At 70.3% G+C, this 18,785-nt stretch carries 19 protein-coding genes and 1 pseudogene; 10 read left to right on the forward strand and 10 right to left on the reverse strand.

Translation table 11 applies throughout. The annotated features are described in order from the left end of the window. Positions 1–661 (reverse strand): acyl-CoA dehydrogenase family protein (locus VOI19_RS01465; protein ID WP_323791178.1); only part of this gene is annotated, 661 nt, incomplete at its 3' end. Positions 662–775: 114 nt separating this feature from the next. Between VOI19_RS01465 and ychF the strand changes: the two genes are divergently transcribed. Next, positions 776–1,852: a redox-regulated ATPase YchF gene (gene ychF / locus VOI19_RS01470; protein WP_323791179.1), complete on the forward strand. Its 1,077-nt coding sequence runs from the start codon at positions 776–778 to the stop codon at positions 1,850–1,852. Between the two features lie 41 nt (positions 1,853–1,893). Here ychF and VOI19_RS01475 read toward each other — a convergent pair whose 3' ends face one another. Beyond that, entirely contained in the window at positions 1,894–3,687 is a 1,794-nt protein-coding gene (locus VOI19_RS01475) for an ATP-binding protein (RefSeq protein WP_323791180.1), read from the reverse strand. Positions 3,688–3,811: 124 nt separating this feature from the next. Between VOI19_RS01475 and VOI19_RS01480 the strand changes: the two genes are divergently transcribed. Further along, entirely contained in the window at positions 3,812–5,215 is a 1,404-nt protein-coding gene (locus VOI19_RS01480; protein WP_323791181.1) for a wax ester/triacylglycerol synthase family O-acyltransferase, read from the forward strand. Here the strand turns inward: VOI19_RS01480 and VOI19_RS01485 are convergent. Further along, the gene (locus tag VOI19_RS01485; RefSeq protein WP_323791182.1) at positions 5,198–5,572 is read right to left on the reverse strand and encodes an HNH endonuclease signature motif containing protein; all 375 of its coding nucleotides are present in this window, start codon (positions 5,570–5,572) and stop codon (positions 5,198–5,200) included. The genes VOI19_RS01480 and VOI19_RS01485 overlap by 18 nt on opposite strands. A 412-nt stretch (positions 5,573–5,984) precedes the next feature. Here VOI19_RS01485 and VOI19_RS01490 point away from each other — a divergent pair, with 412 nt between their 5' ends. Continuing rightward, on the forward strand, positions 5,985–8,606 hold the full coding sequence (locus VOI19_RS01490; RefSeq protein WP_323791183.1) for a LuxR C-terminal-related transcriptional regulator: 2,622 nt from the start codon (positions 5,985–5,987) through the stop codon (positions 8,604–8,606). 76 nt (positions 8,607–8,682) lie between these two features. Then, positions 8,683–9,102 carry a thioesterase family protein gene (locus VOI19_RS01495; protein WP_323791184.1) on the forward strand — a complete coding sequence of 140 codons (420 nt, stop codon included), beginning with the start codon at positions 8,683–8,685 and terminating at the stop codon, positions 9,100–9,102. Positions 9,103–9,111: 9 nt separating this feature from the next. On the opposite strand, the gene VOI19_RS01500 is transcribed toward VOI19_RS01495, so the two are convergent. Next, positions 9,112–10,074 carry a succinylglutamate desuccinylase/aspartoacylase family protein gene (locus VOI19_RS01500; protein ID WP_323791185.1) on the reverse strand — a complete coding sequence of 321 codons (963 nt, stop codon included), beginning with the start codon at positions 10,072–10,074 and terminating at the stop codon, positions 9,112–9,114. A gap of 4 nt (positions 10,075–10,078) precedes the next feature. Further along, positions 10,079–10,576 (reverse strand): ATP-dependent zinc protease, encoded by a 498-nt coding sequence (locus tag VOI19_RS01505; protein ID WP_416366308.1) that lies wholly within the window; start codon positions 10,574–10,576, stop codon positions 10,079–10,081. Positions 10,577–10,614: 38 nt separating this feature from the next. Between VOI19_RS01505 and VOI19_RS01510 the strand changes: the two are divergent. Both VOI19_RS01510 and VOI19_RS19350 read left to right on the forward strand, forming a co-directional pair. Beyond that, positions 10,615–11,475, forward strand: a pseudogene (locus VOI19_RS01510) (ATP-grasp domain-containing protein); the annotation flags it as partial. 72 nt (positions 11,476–11,547) lie between these two features. After that, positions 11,548–11,823: a cation:proton antiporter regulatory subunit gene (locus VOI19_RS19350; protein WP_416366309.1), complete on the forward strand. Its 276-nt coding sequence runs from the start codon at positions 11,548–11,550 to the stop codon at positions 11,821–11,823. 29 nt (positions 11,824–11,852) lie between these two features. On the opposite strand, the gene VOI19_RS01515 is transcribed toward VOI19_RS19350, so the two are convergent. Beyond that, positions 11,853–12,284, reverse strand: a complete 432-nt coding sequence (locus VOI19_RS01515) for a PaaI family thioesterase (RefSeq protein ID WP_323791188.1) — start codon at positions 12,282–12,284, stop codon at positions 11,853–11,855. 75 nt (positions 12,285–12,359) lie between these two features. Between VOI19_RS01515 and VOI19_RS01520 the strand changes: the two genes are divergently transcribed. After that, on the forward strand, positions 12,360–14,030 hold the full coding sequence (locus VOI19_RS01520) for a peptide chain release factor 3 (RefSeq protein ID WP_323791189.1): 1,671 nt from the start codon (positions 12,360–12,362) through the stop codon (positions 14,028–14,030). 112 nt (positions 14,031–14,142) lie between these two features. Here VOI19_RS01520 and VOI19_RS01525 read toward each other — a convergent pair whose 3' ends face one another. The 3 genes from VOI19_RS01525 to VOI19_RS01535 all read right to left on the reverse strand — a co-directional run bounded on the left by VOI19_RS01525 (position 14,143) and on the right by VOI19_RS01535 (position 15,681). Further along, on the reverse strand, positions 14,143–14,928 hold the full coding sequence (locus VOI19_RS01525) for a formate/nitrite transporter family protein (protein ID WP_323791190.1): 786 nt from the start codon (positions 14,926–14,928) through the stop codon (positions 14,143–14,145). Between the two features lie 61 nt (positions 14,929–14,989). After that, complete coding sequence (locus VOI19_RS01530; protein WP_323791191.1) at positions 14,990–15,253, reverse strand: metal-sensitive transcriptional regulator; 264 nt, start codon at positions 15,251–15,253, stop codon at positions 14,990–14,992. Beyond that, the gene (locus VOI19_RS01535; RefSeq protein ID WP_323791192.1) at positions 15,253–15,681 is read right to left on the reverse strand and encodes a DUF302 domain-containing protein; all 429 of its coding nucleotides are present in this window, start codon (positions 15,679–15,681) and stop codon (positions 15,253–15,255) included. The genes VOI19_RS01530 and VOI19_RS01535 overlap by 1 nt, the downstream gene beginning before the upstream one ends. Before the next feature lie 223 nt (positions 15,682–15,904). Between VOI19_RS01535 and VOI19_RS01540 the strand changes: the two genes are divergently transcribed. Beyond that, a complete protein-coding gene (locus tag VOI19_RS01540; RefSeq protein WP_323791193.1) occupies positions 15,905–16,516 on the forward strand; it encodes a sigma-70 family RNA polymerase sigma factor in 612 nt (203 codons plus the stop codon). 48 nt (positions 16,517–16,564) lie between these two features. Continuing rightward, complete coding sequence (locus tag VOI19_RS01545; protein WP_323791194.1) at positions 16,565–17,578, forward strand: oxidoreductase; 1,014 nt, start codon at positions 16,565–16,567, stop codon at positions 17,576–17,578. A gap of 111 nt (positions 17,579–17,689) precedes the next feature. Here the strand turns inward: VOI19_RS01545 and VOI19_RS01550 are convergent, their stop codons facing one another. Further along, positions 17,690–18,187 (reverse strand): nuclear transport factor 2 family protein, encoded by a 498-nt coding sequence (locus VOI19_RS01550; protein WP_323791195.1) that lies wholly within the window; start codon positions 18,185–18,187, stop codon positions 17,690–17,692. On the opposite strand from VOI19_RS01550, the gene VOI19_RS01555 reads away from it, so the two are divergent. Further along, a partial coding sequence (locus VOI19_RS01555; RefSeq protein ID WP_323791196.1) for a sulfotransferase occupies positions 18,186–18,785 on the forward strand: 600 nt, incomplete at its 3' end. The two genes, VOI19_RS01550 and VOI19_RS01555, sit on opposite strands and share 2 nt — an antisense overlap.

Here is an 18,785-nt window from a genome sequence, read left to right on the forward strand (position 1 = left end):
TCTTGTCCTGCTGCACCTGGAAGGTCATGCCCTCGGAGCCCTTCTCGACCACGAAGCCCTTGACCTGGCCGTCGTCGGTGTCGCGGGCCCAGATGATGACGATGTCGGCGAACGAGGCGTTGCCGATCCACTTCTTGGCACCGTTGAGCACCCATCCGTCACCGTCGCGGCGGGCCGAGGTCTCCAGGCCGGCCGAGATCGCTGACCCCACGTCGGGCTCGGTGAGCCCGAAGGCGCCGATCTGCTCCATGCGGGCCATCGCCGGCAGCCAGCGCTCCTGCTGCTCGGGGGAGCCGCACAGGGCGATGGACCCCATCGCCAGGCCGCCGTGCACCCCCATGAAGGTGCCGATCGAGGCATCGATCCGGCTCAGCTCCATGGCGACCAGGCCGTCGACGAGCGCACCGCGCCCGGGGCAGCCGGGGCCGTCGTACGCCAGGCCGGCGATGCCGAGCTCGGCGATCTGGGGAATGAGGTGGTGCGGGAACTCCGCCCGGATCCAGTGGTCGTTGATCACCGGCTCGACGACCTGGTTCATGAAGCCACGCACCCGGCTGAGCAGCTCGCGGTCCTGGTCCTCGAGGAGCAGCTCGAAGCCGAGGAAGTCCGAGGAAGGGGAGTCGTCGGGGTTCAGGACGGGATCGGCGGTGGTGTCGGTCACGGTGGCTCCGCTCGCTGGTGGTGTGGTCTGCGTCTCGTGTCGATTGTCACCGACGACCACAACCGTCGTTCGGCGAAGTGACCTGGGGGTGTCGGCTCCGTAGACTCCCGGCTCGTGGCACTCACCATCGGCATCGTCGGTCTCCCCAACGCGGGCAAGTCGACCCTCTTCAACGCCCTCACCAAGAACAACGTCCTCGCTGCGAACTACCCGTTCGCCACGATCGAGCCGAACGTCGGGGTGGTGGGGGTCCCTGACGACCGCCTGCCGCAGCTGGCCGAGGTCTTCGGATCGGCCAAGCTGTTGCCCGCGACCGTCGAGTTCGTCGACATCGCCGGCATCGTGGCAGGCGCATCGCAGGGCGAGGGCCTGGGCAACAAGTTCCTCTCGCACATCCGCGAGTCCTCGGCGATCTGCCAGGTGACCCGGGTGTTCCGCGACGAGGACGTCACCCACGTCGACGGCGAGGTGAACCCCTCCAGCGACATCTCGACGATCCAGACCGAGCTGGTCCTGGCCGACCTCCAGACGGTCGAGAAGGCCGTCGTGCGGCTCGAGAAGGAGGCGCGCACCAAGAAGGAGCTCGCCGCCAACCTCGCCGCGACCAAGGAGGTCCTGGCTCACCTCGAGGCCGGCACCCCGATCAGCAGCACCGACGTCGACCGCGAGCTCATCCGCGAGCTCTCGCTGCTGACGGCCAAGCCCTTCATCTTCGTCTTCAACTGCGACGCCGACGAGCTGGCCGACGAGGCGCTCAAGGACGAGATGCGCGCCCTGGTCGCGCCCGCCGAGGCGATCTTCCTCGACGCCAAGTTCGAGGCCGAGCTCGTCGAGCTCGGTGACGACGATGAGGCCCGCGAGATGCTCGCCGAGATGGGCGTGGCCGAGCCCGGTCTCGAGACCCTGGCCCGCGTCGGCTTCGACACCCTGGGTCTGCAGACCTACCTGACCGCTGGTCCCAAGGAGTCGCGGGCCTGGACGATCAAGAAGGGCGCCACCGCGCCCGAGGCAGCCGGCGTGATCCACACCGACTTCCAGAAGGGCTTCATCAAGGCCGAGATCGTCTCGTTCGCCGACCTGATGGCCGCCGGCTCGATGGCGAAGGCCAAGGAGGCGGGCCGCGTGCGCATCGAGGGCAAGGAGTACGTCATGGCCGACGGCGACGTGGTTGAGTTCCGCTTCAACGTGTGAGGCAACAGTCGGCGGTCGCGTCGTCTGTGCGGTGAGGTCGATCAGGTGGGTTGATCAGGTGCACCGCACTGTGGTGCGGGTGCCGGCGTCAGCGGCAGGCGGACCTCGAAGCGGGTGCCGCCTCCGGGTCGGTCGCCCACGCTGATCCGGCCCCCGTGGCTCTGCACGATCTCCCGGGTGATGAACAGCCCGAGCCCGAGACCAGGAATGGTCTGACGCGCGACGAGGTCGCCTCGCACGAACTTCTCGAAGATCAGCTCGCGCTCGCTGGGGGCGATGCCGGCGCCCGTGTCGGCGACGACGAGGACGGCGTCGTGGCCCTCGCGGGAGAGCGCCACGTCGACGCGACCGCCCGAGGGGGTGTACTTGGCAGCGTTGGACACGAGGTTGTCGACGACCTCGACGAACGCCTCGTCCAACGTCAGGTGCAGGGGCTCGCACGTGGTCAGGGTGAACTCGAGCCCCTTGGCCTCCACACCGGGACGAGCAGACTCCACCGCCTCGGTCACGAGCGTGACGAGGTCCGAGCGGCGACGCCGGTCATCGCGGTGCCTGTTCTCACCGGCGACGCTGAGGATCTGCTCCACGAGCTTCTCCATGCGCACGATGTTGCGGGTCGCGACCTTCAGCTGAGCAGCGAGCTGGGCGGGTCCGGCCGGGACCGGGTGCTCGAGCGACTCGCAGGCGATCTCGATGTAGCCCTTGACGGAGGTCAGGGGGGTGCGCAGCTCGTGGGCGACGAGTGCCACGAACTCCTTCTGCGTCTTCGCAGCAGCCAGGCGTGCGCTGATGTCGCGTTGCACGGTCGCCAGCGCCGAGGGCTCGCCGGTGTCGGGGTCGGGGACGACGAAGCTCGAGATCTCGACCGGGACGGCGGAGCCGTCGGCACAGCGCAGGGTGGACTCGCCGTGCCAGCGCCCGTCCTTCATGACGGCCGGCTGCTCGACCTGCTGGGACCGCTCGATCCCGTCGGGCGTGAGGTAGTCGCTGATCGTGGTCGTGGACACGTCGGCGTCGGCGGACGTGCCGACCATGGATCGCCCGGCCGGGTTGACGTAGCGCACCGACCCGTCGAGACCGGCGATCGCGATGAAGTCGCTCGAGGCGTCCACCAGGGCGCGGAACTGCTTCAGGTCGGTGTTGGCAGCGCGCAGCTCGGTGATGTCCTGGGCGATCCAGCCCGTGCCGAGCTGGCGGTCCCCGATGGCGTCGTGGAGGGGGAACAGCTGTCCGCGCACGACCATCTCGCCGGTCGGCAGGTGGAGCACGAGGTCGCCCGACCACCGCTCGCCGCTGCGCACGCGGGCGTGCAGCTCCTCGGCCTGGTTCTCCCCGACGAGCGCCTCGGCCGTGGCCCACACGGTGGAGCTGGTGAGGTTGAGCAGCTCGGCGAGCCGGGGGTTCACATAGCTCAGCTGGCCGCGGTCGTCCATGATCGAGATCAGGTTGGGGGAGTCGTCGGCGAGAGCCTTGAACCGCGTGAGGTCCTCGCGCGCCCGCTCGTAGTCGGTCAGGTCCGTGCAGACGGCCACCACGCCCTCGAAGGCGCCGTCCGAGCCGTGGACGGGCTCGAAGGTGGTGCGCAGGTCCAGGCCGTCGACGTTGTTGCGGATCGTGAAGCTCTCGCCGGTCAGGGCGCGGCGCAGCGTCGCAGCGATGTCGGGCTCGGTGTAGAGGTCGAAGAGGTTCTGCCCGACCAGCTGGCCGGGCTTCAGACCCATCCCCGCGAGCCCCGGACCCACCGAGAGCGTGCAGACGCCCTGGAGATCGAAGGAGTAGATCATCTGGGGGCCGAGGTCGGCGACGTCCTCGAGCGACTTCGTCGCCTGTGTCATGAGCATCCCCTCAGCAGGTCCCGAGTGACGCCACGTCGGGGGGGAACGCGGCGTTTCCTGTGGCGACTCTAAGCCATCGGCCCCGGTTTGGAGGCGAGTTGGACGAGCGTGGAAGGCTCGGACCGTGAGTGAACATCGCGTGGCCCCGGTCGATGCCATCTGGCTGAACATGGACCGACCCCAGAACCTGATGGTGATCGAGTGCCTGATGTTCCTCGACGGCCCCGTCGATCGGGCGCGGTTCGAGCAGGTGGTGCGCACCCGACTCCTGGAGCTCTACCCGGTCTTCTCTCGCCAGCCCGTCGACGGTCGTCGGCGCTGGGGCCGCGGTCGCGGCCGCGCGCGCTGGCGCGACGTGGGGGAGATCGACCTGAGCCGCCACGTGCGGGAGGTCCGGCTGCCCGCCCCCGGGGACGACCGTGCGCTCCAGGACTACGTCGGGGGCTTCCTGGCGACCCCGCTTCCCCGGGACCGGCCGTTGTGGGACATCCACCTCATCGAGGGCCTCGCCGAGGGCTCGGCCATCTTCGTGCGTCTGCACCATGCGCTGGCCGACGGGATCGCGCTGACGCAGGTGCTCTTCTCGCTCACCGACCTCGAGGCCGAGGGCGACCGCGATGGCTCCTTCCACCCCGACGGTCGTCACCACCTGCTCTCCGAGGTCGTCCAGGCCGCGCGCCGTGCCGCGCCCGAGGTGCCCAAGCTGCTGCGCCCGGCGCGGATCCGCTCCAACTTCCTCACCGGCCTGCGCCTGGGCCTGAGCGGGATCGGGGTGCTGAAGAAGCTGCTGTTCACCCGCAACCCCGAGAGCGCCGTCGCCGGGATCGCCGGTCGCGAGAAGCAGGCCGTCTGGTCGGCCCCGCTGGAGCTGGCCAGGATCAAGGCCATCGCCACGCACTCCGGCGCCACCGTCAACGACGTGCTCGTCTCGGCGCTGGCCGGCGCGCTGGCCGGCTACCAGCAGGGACACGGTGGCCGTGCGGTCGACCTGCCGACGATGATCCCGGTCAACCTGCGCCCGCTCCACCTCCCGCTGCCACGCGAGCTCGGCAACCGGTTCGCCCTGGTGATGCTGAGCCTGCCCGCCGGTCCGGGGGAGGCCTCGCGCCGCCTGGCCGAGACGAAGCGTCGGATGGATGCGATCAAGGCCTCACCGGAGCCCGTCATCACCTTCAGCCTGATCCATGCGATCGGGCTGCTCGGCACCCGGCTCAACCGATCGCTCGTCACGTTCTTCGCTGCCAAGGCGACCGGGGTGACCACCAACGTGCCCGGGCCGCGTGAGGCCCGCTACCTCGCCGGCACCAGGATCTCCGGTCTGCTCGGCTGGGTTCCCGGATCAGGGGAGCAGACGCTCGGCACCTGCAGCTTCACCTATGCCGGCACCGTGCGGATCGGCTTCAAGACCGACACCGCGGTGATCCCCGATCCCGAGACGATCCTGGCGGCGTTCCATGGCGAGATCGAGGCGCTCGAGGCCGCCGCCGGTCTGGTGGGCACCACCGAGAGGTCACGCGTCCAGGGCTGACGGGTCGTCGTACGACTCCGAGGGCGTCAGTGCGCGGAGCACCTGGTGCCAGCGCACGAGGAACTGCTCCTCGTCGAGCTTCTTGCGCCGCAGCCAGGTGGTGACCTCGGCATTGCACTTGCTCGCGTTGCACGACCGGCAGGCCGGGACGACATTGTCGGCGGTGTACCGGCCGCCGCGCGAGATCGGCAGGACGCAGTCCTTCTGGAGAGCCTCGACCGGCTCCAGGCAATAGGCGCACCCGCCCCACTCCTGCTGCAGACGCGACCACTGGAGGTCGGTGAGGTCGTGCTCGACCTTGCTCATGCGGCGCTTGCGGCGACGTGCGTAGGTCGCTGCTCTGGTCCGGGTCGGCACGAGCTCAGCCTAGTGCGCCGCACCGCCGCGGCCGCCCGCGCCTCGTCATCACACCTAGTGGACGATTCGTGGATGGATGACCGGCCGGTGGGCGTGGGACCAGTGCGCGACCCGTCGGAACCAGGGTTCCCTGACGGGGCCGGGTGACGTGATGACCGCGGCCTTCTTGGCTTGGCGGACCTCGCGCACGAGCCGCCGATGTGAGGCGGCCTTGAGGGTGTCCTGCCGATGTTGAAGAGCGAGCTCACGTTCTAGGCCGGTGTACATGACTCTCCTGCAGGTCTCGTGTTCGCGGAGTTCAACCCTCGATGCTGAGGGGTCGACAAACATCCGCCGCGGTGGCCTATATCGAATTTTCAGTACTTGTCAAATCGACCTCGGGGAGCGGGTGATCTTCTGGCATACTCGGCCGATGGGGGAGATCGCTCGGGCACTTCATGACGTCCTCGTCGGGCGCGACGCCGAGCTGGCAGCCGCCCTCACCGCTTTGACGAGTCCCTCACCGGTGGTGCTCGTCCGAGGGCCTCCCGGCATCGGGAAGTCGGCGCTGGCGACCCAGCTCTCGAGTCGAGTTGCTGGAACGTTCCGTGTGGCCCGAGGCTCGGCTCGCGAGCTCGAGATGGCGCAGCCATTCGCCCCGCTCTGTGAGGCGATGTCCGGGCTGGGGATCCTCACCGCTGGGGCCGTGCCGGGCAGCGTCGATGCGTGGCTCGAGCTGATCGATCGGGTGCGTGCCCGAGAGCGCCTCATGTTGCTGATGGAGGACCTGCACTGGGCCGACGTCGGTACTCTCGCCGTGCTGTCGCGCTTGGCCCGTGGTCACGATGCCCACCCGGTCGCGGTGCTGGCGACGATCCGACCGATCCCGCAGCGCCCCGAGGTCGACGTCTGTCTGTCTTCACTGAGTGGCTTCGCCTTCCTGCTCACGCTGGGAGCCCTTGACGGCGAGTCCGTCACGCAGCTGGTGTCGCGCTTGATCGACTCACCCCCCGGTGACCGACTGCGAGAGGAGATCGGGCGCGCAGCGGGAAACCCCGCGATGGTGCTCGAGCTCGTGGCCTGCATGCAGGCCGACGGCGCGATCCACCGGGGGCCGACCGGCCCGGCCGAGCTGACGGGTGCGGGGTGGATCGGTCCCGCTGCCTCCGCAGTCGTGGGTCGGCTGGGCTTCCTGACGGCTTCTGCCCGAGTCCTGCTCGCCCACTGCTCCATCCTCGGGGCCCGCTTCTCGGTCACCGATCTCGTCGCGTTCACCGGCCGGGCCACGGCAGAGCTGATGCCCCAGATCGAGGAGCTGAGCCGCACTGGTCTGCTCGTCGTGGTCGACGATCATCTGGCCTTCACCCACGACCTGGTGCGCGAGGCGGTCTACCGGGAGGTGCCCGCGCCGGTCCGGGCCGCCGCCCACCGCGACGCGGCTCTGAGGCTCAGCGAGGTCTGCGCCTCCCCGGTGGTGGTGGCCGAGCACTTCCTGCGTTCCTCTCGAACCGGCGACTTCAGCGCTGTCGACGTGCGCCACGAGGCGACGGGGCTGGTGGATGACGCGGGCCCCGTGCCACAGCCCGGGCTCCTCGATGTCGTGCCGAGGGGGCGGCTCCGCGCCGAGCTCGTGGTCCCGACGGACCCAGGGGCCGCGCCCCGGCACGCCGTGGCCGGCCACCGGCTCGAGCCGGGTGTGCGCGAGGACCCTCGCGGGGTGATGACGATCGGTCGCGAGGAGGTCGAGCCGGCCGGTGACGAAGAAGAGTCGTCGGCCGAGGCCGAGACACTGCTGCTGCTCGGCACCGGACTCCACGACCTGGTCGAGCTGAGCCAGTACGACGCAGCGGCGACGCACGCCGTGGAGCTTGCCGGCGACCAGCGACAGACGTATGCGATGTACCCGCACGCGACAGCTGCGCACGCGGCCTACCACCACGACCGCCACGACCTGGCCGATGAGCTCCTCGCTGCCGGGCTCGCGGCCGCGCAGGCGTCGGGTGACGGCAACGGCCTCCAGCTGCTGCTCGTCACCGGAGCGGTGCAGCACCTGGCTCGCGGAGACTGGGTAGCCGCCCTCGCCGACTCGAGAGCCAGTGAGATCCTCGCCCGCGAGGACCGCGCCCGCGTGTGGGTCGAGCCGTCCTTGGTGTGCGCCCACGTCGCCCTCCACCAGGAGGGGCCCACCACGGCTAGGAGGCACCTGGAGCACGCGGTGCAGCTGGGCGGCGGCGGCTCGCCCACATTGGAGGACGACGGCATTGCTCGCCTGGAGATGATGATCGTGGAGCGGGAGAACGCGCCGGACCGGAGTGCGCTGCTGGCCTGCGAATTGTGGACGGACCTTGAGGAGCGTGGGCTGTCTCTCGACCAGGCGTCACTTGCCCCGACGATCGCTCGCCTGGCCCGGGACAGGGGTCGCTCTGACGTGGTCGAGTCGGCGGTGAGGTTCTCCGAGACCATCGAGCTTCGCCACCCGGGGGTGCCCAGCCTGAGGTCGTGGGCGATGCGGTCTCGCGCGCTGGCCGAGGCGGATCCGGACCTGGCCCTGGAGGGGCTGCGTGAGGCCCGTTGCTCCCTGCGGCGTCCCGACGTGGCGCACGCCGCGGCCGAGGCGGCGACGCTCCTGGCCGGTGCTGGGCGCACCGTCGAGGCCAGGGCCAGCGCCCACGAAGCTCTTGACATCTGGGGCGAGCTGCACGCTGTCGCCGAGGTCTCGTGGCGTAGAGCGCAGTTCCGACGTGTCGGCATCGTGACCGGGGTGCGGGGGACGAGGTCGCGCCCGAAGTCGGGCTGGGACGCGCTCACCCCGACCGAGGTGCGGATCGCCCGGCTGGCGGCGGAGGGGTGCTCCAACTCCGAGATCGCCGACCTCCTGGTGATATCTCACCGAACGGTGCAGAGCCACATCGGGAAGGTGCTCGCGAAGCTCGGCATCTCCTCGCGTCGCGAGCTGGTGCGTGCTGCCTCGCAGGGCTGCTTGGAGCAGCTTGGATCGCCGGATCGGCGTTGGCGGCCGGCTGAGCCGGCTGAGCCGGCGGCAAGCATCACGTGACGCGTCACGCGGCACCTGGCTCGCGACGGCGCCCCAGAGCCCGGTGCTGTCGTCGGTGGACGGCACAATGCGCAGCGTGAATGATCAGCCGACGCTCGCCGACTTCCCCGCCCACAGCCACGACAAGCTGCGCTACGGCGACACCGACCGTCAGGGCCACGTCAACAACGCCGTCTTCGCCACGCTGCTCGAGACCGGGCGCATCGAGGTGCTGCGTGACGTCAACGACGACCTCAACGAGGACGGCCTCGAGTGGGTCATCGCTCGGCTGACCCTCGACTTCCTCGGCGAGATCCTCTGGCCCGGCCAGGTCGACGTCGGCACACGGGTGCAGCGCCTCGGCACCACCTCGGTCGGCATGGAGCAGGCGCTCTACCAGGACGGCCGGATCGTCGCGCGCGCTGAGACCGTGATCGTGCAGATGGACGCCGCGACCCGTCGGCCGGCTCCGCTCTCGGAGACCGCACGCGAGCGCTTCGCAGCGCTCCAGCCCTGACGACGGCTGCTAGTCGACCGGACCGAGCTCGGCGATGTGCACCACCGCGTCGCCGGAGTTGACCACCGGTGCCTCGGTGCGCCCGACGACCAGGCCGTTGCGGTCGGCGTGGATCAGCCGCACGCGTCGGCCGAGGGAGTCGAAGAGCCCGCCGATGCGCTCACCCTTGGTGACCTCCTGGCCGAGCCGTACGTCGAGGTGGACCATGCCCGTGCCACGGGCGCGCACCCAGCCGCTGCGCCAGCTCTCGGCGCTGGTCGGCGGGTCGTCGTCGGCGACCGGGTCGGTCATGTCGAGGGCGGCGAGCACCCGTCGTACGCCGGCGACACCGGCGTCGATCGCCCAGTCGTCCATCCGCCACGCCTCGCCGGCCTCGTAGAGCAGGACCTTGGCGCCGCGCTCGCGGGCGGCGTAGCGCAGCGAGCCGTCGCGCAGCTTGGCGTGCATCATGATCGGTGCACCGAACGCGGCAGCGAGCTCACGCGTCTCGGGGTCCTCGAGGTCGGTGCGGATCTGCGGCAGGTTGGTGCGTCGGTCGGACCCGGTGTGCAGGTCGATGCCCACGGTGCACTTGTCGACGACCTCGGTCATCATCAGGTGCGCGATCCGGCCTGCGAGCGAGCCGCGCGCGGAGCCCGGGAACGAGCGGTTGAGGTCGCGACGGTCGGGCAGGTAGCGGCTGCCGATCATGAAGCCGAGCACGTTGACGATCGGGATGGCGATGACGGTGCCGCGCAGCGTCTTGGCGTCGAGGTCTGCCAGCACCTGTCGGATCACCTCGACGCCGACGGCCTCGTCGCCGTGGATGGCGGCGTTGATCCAGATCGTGGGGCCGTCCTCGCGTCCGTGCACGACGCGGATGGGGAGGTCGACGTCGGCGCCGGTGACCAGGCGGGTGATCGGGAGCGTGAGCGCGCGGCGCAGACCGGGGCGCACCCGGACGGTGCCGATCTCGAAGGAGGGACGAGCCATCAGGTCACCGCCCCCGGTTGCGACGTCGTACGACGGCGGGCGGGCGTGGGCCGAGGTAGGAGCGGGCCGGGTCGACGGCCAGGCCCTGACGCAGCGCCTCGCGTCCGACGAGCATCCGGAAGCCCATCTCGTCGCGGTTGCTCAGCGTCATCTCGGCGGTGAGGTCGCGGCCCATCAGGCGCAGCGTCATCGGCACCACGAGGCGACTCTCGGCGTGGCCCGAGGAGCTGCGGACCTCACGCGTGTCGAGCACCGGGCTCTCGACCTGGACGGCGTCGTCGTCGGTGGCCTGCCAGGGATGCACGGAGTAGCGGACCCAGGCGGCGCCGTCGCGCTCGAACTCCTCGAGGTCGAAGGCGTGGATCGCCGAGCTGCGTGCTCCGGTGTCGAGCTTGGCCTTGATCCACTCGACGCCGGCATCGGGGAGACTCACCCACTCCCGCCAACCCGCGAGGGTGTAGGAAGGTTCTGTCGGCCTATCGATTGGCCCGTCGATCGGCACGATGCCCTGTCCCTTCGTCATCAGTTGGTGAACCCCACGTGAAACTCGCGATCCTCTCCCGCGCGCCTCGGTCGTACAGTACGCAGCGACTGCGCACGGCCGCGCTCGACCGGGGTCACGACGTGAAGGTGCTCAACACCTTGCGCTTCGGGATCGACCTGGCCGGCGACGAGCCCGCCCTGCAGTTCCGGGGCAAGCAGCTCTCGACCTACGACGCCATCCTGCCCCGCATCGGCAACTCGGTGACCTACTTCGGCACCGCCGTGGTGCGGCAGTTCGAGCAGATGGACGTCTACACGCCCTGCACCTCGTGGGGCATCAGCAACTCGCGCGACAAGCTGCGCGCCACCCAGATCCTGTCGCGCCACGAGATCGGGATGCCGGCCACGACGTTCGTGCGCGACCGCGCCGACGTGATCCCGGCGATCGAGCGGGTCGGCGGTGCGCCGGTGGTCATCAAGCTGCTCGAGGGCACCCAGGGCATCGGCGTCATCCTGGCCCCCGACATCAAGGTCGCCGAAGCGATCATCGAGACCCTCCACAGCACCAAGCAGAACGTCCTGATTCAGCGCTTCGTCAAGGAGAGCAAGGGTCGTGACATCCGTGCCCTCGTCGTCGGCGACCGCGTCGTGGCTGCGATGCGGCGCGTGGCCCAGGGCGACGAGTTCCGCTCCAACGTCCACCGCGGCGGCGCCGTCGAGAAGGTCGACCTCGACCCTGAGTTCGAGAAGGCAGCGGTGCGCTCGGCGCAGATCATGGGCCTGCGCGTCGCGGGCGTCGACATGCTCGAGGGCGCCGATGGTCCGCAGGTGATGGAGGTCAACTCCTCACCCGGGCTCGAGGGCATCGAGCGGGCCACCCAGCTCGACGTCGCCGGCTCGATCATCGATTTCATCGACAACCAGGTCGCCTTCCCCGAGATCGACGTCCGTCAGCGGCTGACGGTCTCGACCGGCTACGGCGTCGCCGAGATCACCGTGCAGGGCGCCTCCGACCTCGTCGGCAAGTCGCTGGGTGACTCCGGTCTGCGCGAGCGCGACATCTCGGCGCTGACGCTCCAGCGCGGCACCAGCGTCATCCCCAACCCCAACAGCAGCCACGTGCTCGAGGCCGGCGACCGGCTGCTGTGCTTCGGCAAGCTCGAGGAGATGCGCTCGATGATCCCCAGCCGCCGCAAGCGCAGCAAGCGGATCAAGAGGCTGCCCGACGAGCCGATCCACGAGGTCGCCGCGCCGCCTGCTGACTAGGGCCCTGATCAGGCGCCGACCAGGGCGCCTCAGGTCGTGGGCTTGGACGACGTGATGGCGGACGTCGCCACCGCGGTTGCGATCAGGCGACCGTCGGGTGCGACGAGCTCTCCCGACGCGAAGGCGATCCGTCGTCCGCGCCGGGTGACCCGGCCGTGCCCGACGATCGGCCCGGCCAGCCCGGGGGAGTGGAACTGGGTGTGCAGGTCGGTCGTCGGCGCCCACTCGCCCTCGTCGAGCGTGGCCACCACGACGGACCCGAGGACCGAGTCGAGCATCGCGCAGAGCAGACCGCCCTGCACGTGCCCGGCGAGGTTGAGGAACTCCGCCCGTGCGGTGAAACCGATCTCGATGGTGCGGGCTCCGGGGTCGAAGGCGCGCAGGTCGAAGCCCAGCAGGACGGCGGCCGGCGGGGGAGTGATGCGGCCCTCGAGGAGGTCGTGGGCCCAGGTGGTCGTCATGGCGCCACCGTAGCCAGCCCCGACCGGCACGGAGGATCTGACGTTCCTCGCGCTCTCTCCTAGAATCGGGGCACTGTGACTTCCTCCGAGACCGAGCCCACTGCTCCTGCCACCGACCGGGCCACCGAGCGCGCCGACGAGCGGCTCGCCGCCGACGTCTCCCGCGAGGCCGCACGCCGTCGTACCTTTGCCGTCATCAGCCACCCCGACGCCGGTAAGTCGACGCTGACCGAGGCGCTGGCGCTTCACGCACAGGTCATCAACGAGGCCGGCGCGGTGCACGGGAAGTCGGGACGCCGCTCGACGGTCTCGGACTGGATGGACATGGAGAAGGCGCGCGGGATCTCGATCACCTCCGCGGCGCTCCAGTTCGCCTACGGCGACCACGTCGTCAACCTCGTCGACACCCCCGGCCACTCCGACTTCTCCGAGGACACCTACCGCGTGCTCTCGGCCGTCGACTGCGCCGTCATGCTCATCGACGCCGCCAAGGGCCTCGAGCCGCAGACGCTCAAGCTGTTCCGGGTCTGCAAGGCGCGCGGCATCCCGGTCATCACCGTCATCAACAAGTGGGACCGCCCGGGCCTCGACGCGCTCGCGCTGATGGAGGAGATCGAGAACCAGATCGAGCTCCAGCCCACGCCGCTCACCTGGCCGGTCGGCATCGCCGGCGACTTCCGGGGCGTCCTCGAGCGACGCAGCGGCACCTACGTCGCCTACACCCGTACGGCGGGGGGCGCGACGCGCGCGCCCGAGGAGCGGATGGACGCCGACTCCGCGGCCGCCCGCGAGGGCGACGCCTGGACGGCGGCGGTCGAGGAGTCCGACCTGCTCTCCTCCGACGGCTCCGACCACGACCAGGAGCTGTTCCTGTCCGGGTTCACCACGCCGGTGCTCTTCGCCTCGGCCATCTCCAACTTCGGGGTCGCCGCGATCCTCGAGACCCTCGTCGAGCTGGCTCCCTCGCCGCCGGCGTTCCGCTTCGGCAAGGCCGACGAGGACGGCCGACCGGCGGAGGTCCGCGAGGTCGCCGCGCCGTTCAGCGCGTTCGTCTTCAAGGTCCAGGCCGGGATGAACTCCGCCCACCGCGACACCGTCGCGTTCGCCCGGGTCTGCTCGGGCGTCTTCGAGCGCGGCATGGTCGCCACCCACGCGCAGTCGGGGCGTCCGTTCGCGACCAAGTACGCCCAGGCCCTGTTCGGCAAGGAGCGCTCGGTGCTCGACACCGCGTTCCCCGGCGACATCATCGGTCTGGTCAACGCCAACGCGCTGCGCGTCGGCGACACGATCTACCTCGACGAGCCGGTCGACTTCCCGCCGATCCCGTCGTTCGCGCCCGAGCACTTCGCCGTGGCCACCTCGGCCGACGCCGGCCGCTTCAAGCAGTTCCGCAAGGGCATGGAGCAGCTCGACCACGAAGGCACCGTGCAGGTGCTGCGCTCGGACCTGCGCGGCAACCAGTCGCCGGTGCTCGCTGCGGTGGGTCCGATGCAGTTCGAGGTCGCCCAGGCGCGCATGGAGGCCGAGTTCGGCGCTCCGATCCGGCTGGAGACGCTCGGCTACACGCAGGCACGCCGTACCGATGCCGCGTCGGTCGCCGGACTCAGCGCCGTGCGCGGTCTCGAGGTGCTCGAGCGAGGCGACGGCACGCTGCTCGTGCTCGCCCCCGACAAGTGGCGGATCAGCGTGGTCGAGCGTGACCACCCGGAGCTGACGCTCGAGACGCTGGTCGCCGGAGACCGCTGAACGGTCGGCCCCACCAGGGGTCCCGCCCACGGGCGGGCTCGGGAGCGGCGGGTCTCCAGCTCAAGACCACTGCACTGACCCCGCTCATGGGGTCGGTGTGGCCCAGCCGCACCTACTCCGGATGGGCGCGCTCCTCCTCGACCTTGCGCGGCACCCGCAGGAGCCGGATGCCGGTGACCAGCCCGACCCCGCCCACGACGTTGCCGAGCAGGGCCCAGGCCACGGCGCCGGCCGCGGCGCCGAGGCCGTAGTCGGCGCCCGCGAGGAGTCCGCCGAGCATGAACAACGAGTCGAGCACGCAGTGGAACAGCTCGGCTCCGGCGAGCAGAGAGCCGAAGAGGATCGCGGGGATGATCTGGACGCCGAGGTTGTCGGTCGCGTGCTGCATGCGGGTCATCAGCGTGATGACGGCGCCGGCGAGCACGGCCAGCGCAAAGCTCTCGCCGTTGACGCCCAGCTCGGCGTAGTGGGTGCCGACCTCGACGATCGTCGGGTGGAGGTCTGGGCGGGCTGTCACCAGGATCCACATGATCAGCAGCCCGCCGACGATGTTGGTCACCAACGTGACGACCCACAGTCGCCCCAGCCCGAGCAGCGTTCCGCTGCGGGCAGCGACGGCGGTGACCGGCACGAGGAAGTTCTCGGTGAAGAGCTCGCTGCGCGCGAGCAGCAGAGCGACGAACCCGATCGAGAAGGCGATCCCGGCCAGGATCGTGTCGCCGGTGTGCTCCTTGACGACGAGGTAGGCCAGGACGCCGAAGCCGACGTCGATCCCGCCCAGCAGTCCGGTGGAGACGAGCGCCAGCATCGGTCGCTCGAGGCGTTCGCGTCCCTCGTCGACGAGTCGGTCGAAGGCTTCCTCGAGCTCGGGCTCGGGACGATCAGTCGGCGTGCTCACCCCCGGAGCGTAGGGCCTGGGTGCCGGGTTCGGTCGTCACCCCGAGGGGGGCGGTGTGGATTCAGGCCAGGGCGAGGAAGAGCTTCTCCATCTTCTGGACGTCGACACTGTCGACGCCGTCGCCGTCCATGAGGCAGTTCTGCAGGCCGGTGGCGACGATCGCGTAGCCGCTGCGGCTGATCGCCTTGTTGACCGCGGCGAGCTGGGTGAGGACGGACTCGCAGTCCGAGCCCTCCTCCATCATCCGGATGACGCTCGCGAGGTGCCCGTTGGCCCGCTTCATGCGGGTGATGATCGCCTTCATCTCGTCGGGTTGCAGGTCCATCAGTTGTCTCCTTCGGTGGTGGTGCCGGGCAGCTGCGCCAGCGCCTTGGCCAGGCGTTCGCGCGCATCGGTGGCGACGGTGCGCAGGTCGTCGGCAGCGGCGCCCTCGCCGGCCACGGACATCATCACGTCGGGGTCGATGGCCTCGACGACGGTGCCACCCTCCTCGAGGGAGCGCACCACGACGTTGCACGGCAGCAGGGCGGCGATGGCGGGCTCGGCCAGGAGCGCGACGTGGGCCAGCTGCGGTCGGCAGGCGCCGAGGATGATCTGAGGTGCGACGTCCACGTCGAGCTTCTTCTTCAGCGTGGCTTTGATGTCGATCTCCGTCAGCACGCCGAACCCGGCGTCATCGAGCAGGTCGCGGACGGTGGCAACGGTCTCGTCGTAGGACAACGTGGTGGTGGCTCGTAGGGTGAAGTCAGCCATGTCGTGCTCCTTCGCGGGGCGGTCGTGAGTGGTCGTCGCACCTGGTCTGACGGTGCCCCACCAGTGTAGCAACCCCCTGGGGGGTTCGCACGATCCTCTGACTAGGGGTGAAGCGCCGATCGGGGTTCCGGGCGCTACGGTGAGGGCACTCGCTCGGAACATGGCAAGGGCGGGCACCTGTTCGGCTACCCCTGGACCTCACTGTGACCTCCACCCCCATCGCATGACGAACGCTTCCGAGGAGCCCATCGGCCTCCCCGACGAGCGTGCCGTCGGCGCGCCGTCCGGCCTCGCCGTCGCGCTGCGCCGCTGCGCCGCGGGGGACCAGGACGCCTTCGCGGAGGTCTACGACGCCACGTCGGCTCGCGCGTTCGGCTTGGCGCTGCGTGTCCTGCGGGACCGGGCGCAGGCCGAGGACGCCGTCCAGGAGGCCTACCTCCAGGTCTGGAAGCAGTCGGCCCGCTACGACGGCGACCGCGGGAGTGCGATCTCCTGGATCCTGATGATCGTGCACGGCACGGCCGTGAGCCAGGTGCGTTCCTCGCAGTCGCGCAGCAACCGCGAAGAGGTCTACGAGCGCCAGGCCGACCCGCTACGGGTGGGTCGCGAAGACCCCACGAGCGCCGCCGCGGACGCCTCGATGGACGCCGACCGGGTGCGCGAAGCGCTCGGTCAGCTCACCGAGCTGCAGCGTTCCGCGATTGAGCTGGCCTACTTCGAAGGACGCACCCACACCGAGGTCGCCGGCATCATCGGGATCCCGCTCGGCACCGCCAAGACACGCATCCGTGACGGCTTGCTGCGCCTGCGCGACGTGATGGCGATCGCCGGCTGACCCACGCTCGACAGACCTCGGGCCTCCGTTCGGTCTAGGGTCACCGCCATGTCCTCGATCCCGACCGGGCCCACCGGTTCCTTCCGGCCAGACCTGCCCGACCAGAGGCCGCTCGGCTCCGGCTTCGGCGCCACGAGCACCGCCGCCGACGTCCTCGACGGCATCGACCTCGGCGGGCGCACCGCGCTGGTCACCGGCGGGTATGCCGGGATCGGCCTCGAGATCGTTCGGGCCCTCGTCGGTGCCGGTGCGCGCGTGCTCGCCCCGGCACGGCGCCCCGACGAGGCGCGTCGCACCCTCGGCGACCTGGTCGATGCCGGCGTCGAGGTCGCCGCGATGGACCTCGCCGACCAGCAGCAGGTGGCGTCGTACGCCGCCGACGTGGTCTCCGCCGGTCGGCGACTCGACCTGGTCATCGACAACGCCGGGATCATGGCGCTGCCCGAGACCCGCACCGATCGCGGCTGGGAGATGCAGCTCGCGACCAACCACCTCGGGCACTACGCCCTGGTCAACCACCTCTGGCCGGCTGTCGCCGAGGGTGCACGAGTCGTGAGCGTGTCGTCGTCCGGGCACTACTACTCGCCGATGCGGTGGGACGACCCGTGGCTGGAGTCCGACTACGACAAGTGGCTCGCCTACGGCCAGTCGAAGACCGCCAACGTGCTCTTCGCCGTCGGCCTCGACGCGCGCGGTCGTGCGCGTGGCGTGCAGGCCAGCTCGGTGCACCCCGGGGCGATCCTCACCAACCTCGGCAAGCACCTGACCGACGAGGACGTGGCCGCGCTCCTGGCGCCGGACGCCGACGGGAACGTCTCGATCCCTGAGTTCAAGACCCCGGAGCAGGGGGCGGCCACCGCGGTCTGGGCTGCCACGAGCCCGCTGCTCGTCGGGCACGGCGGCGCCTACCTGGTCGACTGTGACGTCGCGCCGTGGGCGGGCGACGACGAGGACGGCGGCAGCGACTCGCGCGGGGTCAAGCGCTACGCCGTCGACCCCGACGAGGCCGAGCGGCTGTGGGCGTGGTCGGCCGAGCTGACCGGGGTCGATGCCTTCGGGTGACGGGGTTTCGAGGCTCGCTGCGCTCGCACCTCAACCACCGTTCGGGCCGCTGCGCTCGCACCTCAACCACCGTTGGGGCCGCTGCGCTCGCACCTCGACCACCGTCGGTGATCACCACTTGAGGTGATGGCTCAGGTCGCCGACCTGGTCGACGTACATCGTGCGCGAGTCGAACCACCAGCGACCCGTGCCCCGCGCCGCACCGTCGACGTCGTCGAGGCGCTGGAACGTGTCGCGGTAGTGGCCGGTGATGATGATCTGCAGCGGCAGGTCGTCGGTGGCCTGGGTGACGAGGTAGCTGGTCTGCGCCGTCGCGGAGCCGGCGTCGTCGTCGACGTCGATGATCGCGTTGGTCGTGACGTGCTTCGTCCTGGGCGTGCCGTCGTCGTAGAGACGCGTCGCCATCTCATACATCGCGCGCACGCCGTCGCGTCCCTCGAAGACCGTCTCCGGCGGGCCGTCCTCCTGGCCGAGGATCCGCCCGTGGGCGAACAGGTCGGCGACCCCGTCGAGGTCGCCGGCGTCGATGCGCAGGGCGTAGGTGTGGAGCAGGTTCTCGATCGCGCGAGCACTGTCGGTCACGGCGTGGAGCATAGGCTGCGCGCTCATGACACCACCAGAGCGTCTTTCGGTCCCCTCCGTCGTCGCCGCGGCGCGGCGCAAGGAGGGGCTCGACGACTTCGGGCCCGGCGGCACCGCATCGTTCGACGAGCCGCTCGGGGTGCTGCTCGACGCCTACCGCTCGGCCGGCCTGCACGAGATCGGCGCGATGATCCTCGGCGGTGGCGTCGTGCACTCCCTGCGCATGCGGCTGCGCGCCCAGGAGTGGGTGCGCCGCCACCCGGAGATCCTCGACGAGGACGTCAGTGACCCGATCGTCGTGGTCGGGATGATGCGCTCCGGCACGACCCTCGCCCAGCGCTTGCTGGCGGCCGACCCACGCCTCCGCAGCGTGCGCGGGTGGGAGGTCCTCCAGGTCGCTCCGCCGCTCGACCTCGACCTGGCGTCGTCGGCCCCCGACCCGAGGGTCGCGGCCGGGCTCGAGCGGCAGGAGCAGACCCAGCAGCTCGCTCCCGAGCTGTTCGCGATCCACCCGATGTACGCCCTCGAGGCGGAGGAGGAGATCGTCTTCCTCGCCGATGCGTTCCTGTCGCACGTGCCGGAGTCGGGCGCGCACGTGCCGACCTACCGCTCGTGGCTCGACCAG

It is taken from the genome of Nocardioides sp., from assembly GCF_034670285.1.
Taxonomy (GTDB): domain Bacteria; phylum Actinomycetota; class Actinomycetes; order Propionibacteriales; family Nocardioidaceae; genus Nocardioides.